Origin of the sequence: Specibacter sp. NPDC057265 (assembly GCF_042668835.1) — a bacterium.
GTDB lineage: Bacteria > Actinomycetota > Actinomycetes > Actinomycetales > Micrococcaceae > Specibacter.
On sequence record NZ_JBHUYE010000013.1, the window covers coordinates 75,659 to 82,720 of the forward strand.

General features: G+C 65.5%; 7 protein-coding genes. 6 read left to right on the plus strand and 1 reads right to left on the minus strand.

Going from position 1 to position 7,062, the window contains the following annotated elements; all coding sequences use genetic code 11:
- The first annotated feature begins 94 nt into the window (after nt 1–94).
- The 3 genes from ACFUCV_RS10665 to ACFUCV_RS10675 all read left to right on the plus strand — a co-directional run bounded on the left by ACFUCV_RS10665 (nt 95) and on the right by ACFUCV_RS10675 (nt 3,574).
- Complete coding sequence (locus tag ACFUCV_RS10665; RefSeq protein WP_380815406.1) at nt 95–1,594, plus strand: S8 family serine peptidase; 1,500 nt, start codon at nt 95–97, stop codon at nt 1,592–1,594.
- Between the two features lie 229 nt (nt 1,595–1,823).
- Nucleotides 1,824–2,807 carry a dihydropteroate synthase gene (gene folP / locus ACFUCV_RS10670; protein WP_380815408.1) on the plus strand — a complete coding sequence of 328 codons (984 nt, stop codon included), beginning with the start codon at nt 1,824–1,826 and terminating at the stop codon, nt 2,805–2,807.
- Nucleotides 2,804–3,574, plus strand: a complete 771-nt coding sequence (locus ACFUCV_RS10675) for a pyrimidine reductase family protein (RefSeq protein ID WP_380815410.1) — start codon at nt 2,804–2,806, stop codon at nt 3,572–3,574. Before folP ends, ACFUCV_RS10675 begins: the two co-directional genes overlap by 4 nt.
- Here ACFUCV_RS10675 and ACFUCV_RS10680 read toward each other — a convergent pair.
- Nucleotides 3,571–4,320: a hypothetical protein gene (locus ACFUCV_RS10680; protein ID WP_380815411.1), complete on the minus strand. Its 750-nt coding sequence runs from the start codon at nt 4,318–4,320 to the stop codon at nt 3,571–3,573. The two genes, ACFUCV_RS10675 and ACFUCV_RS10680, sit on opposite strands and share 4 nt — an antisense overlap.
- A 96-nt stretch (nt 4,321–4,416) precedes the next feature.
- On the opposite strand from ACFUCV_RS10680, the gene ACFUCV_RS10685 reads away from it, so the two are divergent.
- From ACFUCV_RS10685 to ACFUCV_RS10695, 3 genes are all read left to right on the plus strand, one after another.
- Complete coding sequence (locus ACFUCV_RS10685; protein WP_380815413.1) at nt 4,417–5,421, plus strand: J domain-containing protein; 1,005 nt, start codon at nt 4,417–4,419, stop codon at nt 5,419–5,421.
- Nucleotides 5,422–5,678: 257 nt separating this feature from the next.
- Nucleotides 5,679–6,158 (plus strand): tRNA (cytidine(34)-2'-O)-methyltransferase, encoded by a 480-nt coding sequence (locus tag ACFUCV_RS10690; RefSeq protein ID WP_380815414.1) that lies wholly within the window; start codon nt 5,679–5,681, stop codon nt 6,156–6,158.
- Nucleotides 6,159–6,210: 52 nt separating this feature from the next.
- Complete coding sequence (locus ACFUCV_RS10695) at nt 6,211–7,014, plus strand: class I SAM-dependent methyltransferase (protein ID WP_380815416.1); 804 nt, start codon at nt 6,211–6,213, stop codon at nt 7,012–7,014.
- Nucleotides 7,015–7,062 lie beyond the last annotated feature (48 nt).

Here is a 7,062-nt window from a genome sequence, read left to right on the forward strand (position 1 = left end):
TGAGCAATTCTACGCCATGGTCCTTGTCAGTGTCCGGCCCCGGTGACAAGATCAAGGTGTCTCACATCACACCAACCCATGGGGGATCATTTTGATGCCAACAGCATTATTACGCCGAACCGCAGCTGCCGCCCTGTGCGCGGTGGCCCTGACGGCGTCCACTTTGGTGGGCACCAGCGCCGTGGCCGCACCGCCGCGCGCGCCTTCCACACCCGTGGAATTTCCGGCAGCCGACGGCCAGATCATGAGCTACGTGGTCAATGTCAAGGCCGCCAACGCCAACCGGACCCGGGCCGCCGTGCAGGCCGTGGAGGCTGCAGGGGGCGTCGCCGTCCAGCAGTGGCCGGAAATTGGCGTGGTCATTGCGCAGTCGGACCGCGCGAACTTCCGCAAGGACATCCTCACAAGCGGCAAGTCATCCGTGGAATCCGTCGGGGCGACCCGCACCATCCCAGTGGCCGAAGGCACCCCCGAGGGCATTGTGACCCCGTGGCAAAGGGCACCGCAGCTGCGCCAAAAACAAACGGCCGACACCGACGTGCGCTACGGCGACGCCGCGTTTGAGGGGCTTGCCGAAGATCCCCGCGAGGGTGAACAGTGGAGCTTGGACCAGATCAAGGCTGATCAGGCCCACCTCATCACTGACGGTTCCCGCGACGTTTTGGTGGGGGTTTTGGACAGCGGCATTGACCCGGTCCACCCCGACCTCGCACCCAACATTGACGTGGCCGCCTCGGTCAACTGCACCAACGCAGGACGCCCGGACACCTCCCCCACCGGCTGGTTCCCCACCAGCTCCTCCCACGGCACCCATGTGGCAGGCATCATTGGCGCCCCCCGCAATGGCGTGGGCATGGTGGGCGTGGCCCCCAATGTGCGCATGGCCTCGGTCAAGGTGGTCAACGACGCCGGCTCCATCTACCCGGAATACGCCATTTGCGGTTTCATGTGGGCCGGACTGCAGGGCATGGATGTGACCAACAACAGCTACTACATCGACCCGATGCAGTTCTGGTGTGCTGACCAGCCCGACCAAAGGGCGGTGCTGGACGCCGTTGAACGCGCCGTGAAGTGGTCAACCAAGGCGGGCGTGGTGCATGCGGCCGCGGCCGGAAACGCCTCCTACGATCTGGCCAACAAGACCACCGACACCGTCAGCCCCAACGACGTGGCCGGCATTGAACGCACCATCAACAATGGCTGCAAGGACATCCCGGCAGAACTGGAGGGCGTGGTGACAGTCGCTTCCACCGATCAGGCCGGCAAACTGTCCGCCTTTTCCAACCGGGGCTTGAATGTCATTGACGTGGCGGCACCGGGCTCACGCATCCTCTCCACCTTGCCGAACAACAGCTATGGGCTGCTCAGTGGCACGTCCATGGCTTCCCCCCAGGTGGCCGGCGTGCTGGCCCTGATGAAGTCCCAGGATCCGAAAATGAAGCCGGCGCAAATGATCAAGCAATTGCGCAGGCAGGCAACGGACCAGCCCTGCCAGCCTTCCGCGACGCCCACCGGGTCCGCCTGCATTGGCACGCCGGGCAACAACAGCTACTACGGCGAAGGCCTGGTTGATGCCCTGGCGGCGGTCCGCTGATATGTAGAAGGGGCGGCCGCACGACGCCGGCGGCCGCCCCTTCCGCACAGCCTTCGTGCGCACCAGTCGGCCCGTGCCCCAGGCGCGGCCCGACTGGTGCGCCAGGCACGGCCGGTGGGCATCAGCGGCGCGGTCAGCTGCGCCTCCCCTGGCAGTGCCTGGACAAAAAGATCCGACACGGCACGCCGCGCTGTACGGCAAAGTTCACCCAAGGCTATTGGATGGTGACATGGACAATTCCGCCGTTTCGGCATCCACGGCCACTGCAGCACCCTTTTTCACCCCACCCCTGTTGCATCCGATGCATCGTTTTGGTGCACGCACCTTGGATTTCAGCCGGCAGGTGGCCCTGATGGCCATCATCAACCGCACTCCTGATTCCTTTTACGACGGCGGGGCCACCTTCGCCTTGGACGCCGCCATTGCCGCCTCGCTTGCCGCGGTGCGTGATGGTGCGCACTGGGTTGACATTGGCGGGGTTCCGTTCGCGCCGGGCCCGGCCCTGAGCGCTGCCGAGGAGGCGGACAGGGTGGTGCCGGTCATCGCCGAGGTCGCAGCGGCCAGCGACGTCATTATTTCCGTGGACACGTTTTTGCCCGAGGTGGCTGCCCAGAGCATCGCCGCGGGCGCCCATGTCATCAATGACACCACCGGTCTGGCCAATCCGGAGATCGCGTCCGTGGTGGCCGGGTCCGGGGCCCACCTTGTCATCACGCATTCCATGGCAAAACCACGCACATCCTTCCCGCGGCCGCAATACGACGATGTGGTGGCCTCGGTGGTGGCCTTTCTTGCCGAGAAAACCGAACTGGCCCTGTCCTTGGGCGTTCCGGCGGAGAAAATCCTGGTGGATCCCGGCCATGACCTGAATAAAAACACCTTGCACACACTGGAGATTACGCGCCGCTTCCATGAAATCGCGGCGCTGGGCTACCCCACCCTGGCGGCCGTTTCAAACAAGGACTTCATTGGCGAAACCCTGGACCGGGCCAAAAAGGATCGCTTGGCCGGGTCGTTGGCCGCCGGCACCATCTGCATTCTCGGCGGCGCCCGCGTGCTGCGGATGCACAATGTGGCGGCGGCGACGGATGCCATTCGAATGACCGAAGCCGTGCTTGGTTGGCGGGAGCCGGAGTTCCTGCTGCACAACATGGCTGAGGTCAATGTCCCCGCCCAGGAACAACCGGCCCGCCACGGGCAGGCCATGCCATGATCGAGCGGCTCTTCCCCAGCCCCGCGACGCTCTCCGGCACTGAACTGGAAGCGGAAATGCATGCCGCGCCGCTTTCGCGGCCTCCGGATGGCAAGCCGTGGGTGAGCTTTAATTTTGTCGCAAGCATTGACGGTGCCGCCAGCGTGGACGGCCGATCCGGCGAGCTGGGAAATGCCATGGACCAGCGCCTGTTCCTGCTGTTGCGCCACACGGCCCAGGTCCTGGTGGTGGGCGCCCAGACCATCCGCGCCGAAGGCTATGGCGGCCCCCTGCTCAGCCCCGAAGCCCAGCAGTGGCGTCTGGAACATGGCCTGAGCGCGCACCCCCCGCTGGCCATTGTTTCAGGCTCCCTGGACCTGGATCCCGGCATGGAGGTGTTTACCAGGGCCCCTGTGCAGCCGCTGATTTTCACGCTCGCCTCCGCGCCCCGCGACCGGCGCCAGGCGCTGTCCGAGGTGGCGGAAGTCATTGAAATTGGTCAGTCGCAGCTTGATATCGGGCAGTTGGTGCACCAGTTGACGGGCCGTGGGCTGAACTCCATCCATTGCGAGGGCGGGCCCAGGCTGCTGGGAACCTTTGCGGAGGCCGGAGAAGTGGATGAGCTGTCCCTCACGCTCTCGCCGCTGCTGGTGGGCGGGCAGGCCGGACGCATTGCCAGCAGCGCCGGGACCTGCGTGCGCAGCATGGTTTTGGACCGTGTCCTGAAAGCCGAATCCATGCTTTTTCTGCGCTACGTCCGGTCCCAGCGGCAGGATGGTGCCTGCTAGTTCGACGGCGGCGCCACCGACAGCTTCGTCATCACCTTGGGTGTGGTGGCGGCGAGCAGTTCGTCCGTGGGGCACGCCAGGGTGAGCAGCAGACCCGTGTCCGCGGTGCCCAGGACCCTGGCCCACACGGTGCTGGCCATGACGTCTTTGCCCGCTTTGGTGCCAAAAGCCAAAAACGAAATCCCGGGTCCGGCCTTGCCGGCTTCGGCGGCCCACGGCAACTGGGCCTCGCCCAGCGAAGACTCCATGACCGAGGGGAGCAGATATTTCATCAGGGCCACGGTGGAGGCCCTGTCATCACCCTGGGCAATGAGCGGGCCCTGCCTGGTGGTGGTCCAATAGGTGAGCTGGCAGCCGGAGGCGTTGCTGTACCGTGTCTGCCCGCCCACCTTGTTGACCAGGAGTTTCCACTCAGGCGGTCCGGGGGTTTGGGTGTAGTCGGCAGCCTGCACCGGCTCGCCCAGAATGTCGTGGAAGGCCACGGGCACGTCGGGCCGCAAGCTGTTGCCCGCCTCAAAGGTCATGGGTGCGCCGGCTATGGCCTTGGCGTCGTAACCGGCCACCACGGTGGGTGGGGCGAAGGTGGGGGGCGGTGCTGATGGAGTCGTGGCCGGCGTTTCCGTTGCGGGCAGGGTGATGGTGCAGGCGGTGAGCGTCAGCGCCGCCGCAAGTGCCAGTGCCGCCGCGCTGGGAAGGGGCAAACGTTGCCTGCGGGCCCGCTGATCGGTGCTGCGCTGTTTTTCCACACCGCCCACTGTACCGACTGCGCAATCTGCCGGGCCAAAACCACAACGGCCGCGGCGCCGGAAACCTCCGGGCCGCTAGACTGAACCTCTGCACACTTGGCAAGCGAAAGGTCAACAGTGGCCGAGAAGTCCCTCACGCATTATCAAGTCCTTGGGCTGGCCCGCACCGCAACCGAGCGTGAAATTAAGATCGCCTACCGCAAGGCAGCCCGCATTGCGCACCCGGACCGGGGCGGGGATGCGGCGCATTTTCGCCGCGTCACCGAAGCCTATGAAGTGCTCAGTGATGCCCAGCGTCGGAAAAACTATGACCATTCCTACGGCGCACGTGGCCAGACACGGCGCACCCCAACTGCGGCGCCGGGGCGCGGCTTTCGCGGTTACGGCGGCGGCGATCCGCGGGCGGCGCACCGGGACGGTGCCACCGGCTTCAGTACCCGGCGCATGCCCAAGGAACGCCACACGGCCGCCGACCCGGCGGTTTATTTCCCGGCCTATGAAACTTTGGCGCCGGGGGAAAATCCTGTGCTGCCGCGGCGGACAGCAGCCCAGCCCGTCCATGGTGCGCCCCGCAGGCGAGGTGTGTTTGGGGCTGCCTCCCGCCTTGAACGCGAAGCCCGCAGCGCACAATTGATGATGCAGCAGGTGCTCACGGCCATTCCCGCCGCCCGGCTGGTCAATGGCCTCGCGGCTCCCTATAACCGCGGATATTTGGATCATGTGCTGGTCTCCGGATACCGCATAGCCGTGATCGGCTCCATGCTGGTCCCGGACGGTGCTTTCCGGTGGGATGGCAGCGTCCTGCTCCATGGCAGCAAGGTGGTTGCGCCGCCACAGCTGATCCCGGCGGCCCGGGAACTTCAGGAACTCTTCCCGGAATGCAATGTCACAGCCTGGGTGTGCGTCCACAGTGCCACGGGCAACCTCTTTGAACCCGTCATTGACTACGCCCGGGGCACGGAACCAGATGGTTCCAATGCGCTCAATGTGGCCAATGCCGCCCGCTTTGTCCGGGAAGTCAAGGGTTTTCTCGCAGCCGGACCCACACCCAATGTGGTGGACCTGCATATTTTGGACAGGCTGCTGGGCGGCATGTACTAAGCCCTTCCCGTTCCCACCCACGCACCCACGTGACGCGAGCCCGCAGCACATGTCCCGAGCCCACCCACGTGACGCGAGCCCGCAGCACATGTCCCTTTGACCCGCACAAGGGGACATCTGCTGCGGGTTCGGGGCAAGGCGCAAGGCGAGACGCGGAACGCGGGTTCGGCGCAAGGCGGGAGGCGGAGGCGGAGGCGCAAGGCGCAAGGCGGGACGCGGGACGCGGCGCCCCCCAGGCGGGCGGTAGGATGGCAAGCGTGTTTCGCATCCTATTTATCACCCCTGAAATTCCGGGCAACACCGGCAATGCCATCAGGCTCGCAGCCATTACAGGTGCTGAACTGCACTTGGTGGAGCCGCTGGGCTTTGACTTTTCCGATGCCAAACTGCGCCGCGCCGGCCTGGATTACCACGACCTGGCGGTGGTCACTGTCCACAAGACCTTGGCTGATGCCTGGACGGCACTGGCCCCGGAACGGGTCTTCGCCTTCACCTCGGACGGCGAGGAGAACTACACCTCCATCGCCTACCAAGCCGGTGACGTGCTGATGTTTGGCCGTGAATCGGACGGTCTGCCACCGGAGGTGAAGCATGATCCGCACGTCACCGCCCGCGTCCGGCTGCCCATGCTGCCGTCGCTGCGGTCGTTGAACCTGGCCAATGCCGCCTCGATTGCCGTTTTTGAAGCCTGGCGCCAGAACGGTTTTGCCGGCGCCCAACTCCAAGGCCACGGCTAGGCCACCACGCCGCTCCGCCCACCATCCCCGTTTCCGTTTTGAAAGGCACCCCATGTCAGCTCGCGATCCCGGCCTAGCATTCACCGATGGGGCGCTGCAATTTGAGGCGTGGTCGGAAAAACTTTGGGATCCCATGGGCCGCGCGGTGGTGGAGGCTGCCATGCTGCAACCGGGCGCGAAGGTCCTTGACGCCTGCTGCGGCACGGGCGCGGCAACCGTGCCGGCCGCGTTGGCCGTGGGCCCTGGTGGAACGGTCGACGGCGTGGACCTCTCGACAGGTCTGCTGCGCATTGCCGCGAACAATCTAGGTCAGCGCCGCATCCTGAACACCACTTTGACTGAGGCAGATGTCACGCAATGGCGTGGGCACCGGACCTTTGACGCGGTGTTGTGTTCCTACAGCATGTTCTTTTTTGCTGACATGGAAGCCGGCGTTGAACACCTGGCCTCGATGCTGCGTCCGGGCGGGCGCATGGTGGTGAGCACCTGGCTTGCGGGCGCCCTGGAACCCTTCGCGAGCCGCATCCTGGAGGCCGCCGTCAAGGAACGGCCCCGTCTGGCCGGGGTGGTGCCATTGCCAAACCAAAACATGGCCCGTGTGGACTCGGTGGAGAAAATGTCGGCGTGGCTCCGCGCCCGCGGCCTGGCCGAGGTCAGCGTCGCGGTGCAGCCGCTGACACTGCAGGTTGATGACGCCATGGCCTGGAACCTGGTGATGGGCAGCGGCTGGCGCACCCTGCTCCCCCGCGATCCTGAAGCAATTGCCCGGGTGCGGCGGGACTTCATCCAGTCAGTGGGTCCGAGCATTGAAATGAACTCCGACGCCCTCATTGCCACTGCTTCGGCGCCGCTCTAGCGGCACGGCCCCCGGCGCAGGGAAGCCGCCGTGCCCTGTCCCGGGCCC

Bases quoted from the DNA above. Each gene is read 5' to 3' on its own strand.
- ACFUCV_RS10695 (WP_380815416.1), top strand. From the start codon at position 6,211: ATGTCAGCTCGCGATCCCGGCCTAGCATTCACCGATGGGGCGCTGCAA.
- ACFUCV_RS10665 (WP_380815406.1), top strand. From the start codon at position 95: ATGCCAACAGCATTATTACGCCGAACCGCAGCTGCCGCCCTGTGCGCG.
- ACFUCV_RS10675 (WP_380815410.1), top strand. From the start codon at position 2,804: ATGATCGAGCGGCTCTTCCCCAGCCCCGCGACGCTCTCCGGCACTGAA.
- folP (WP_380815408.1), top strand. From the start codon at position 1,824: ATGGACAATTCCGCCGTTTCGGCATCCACGGCCACTGCAGCACCCTTT.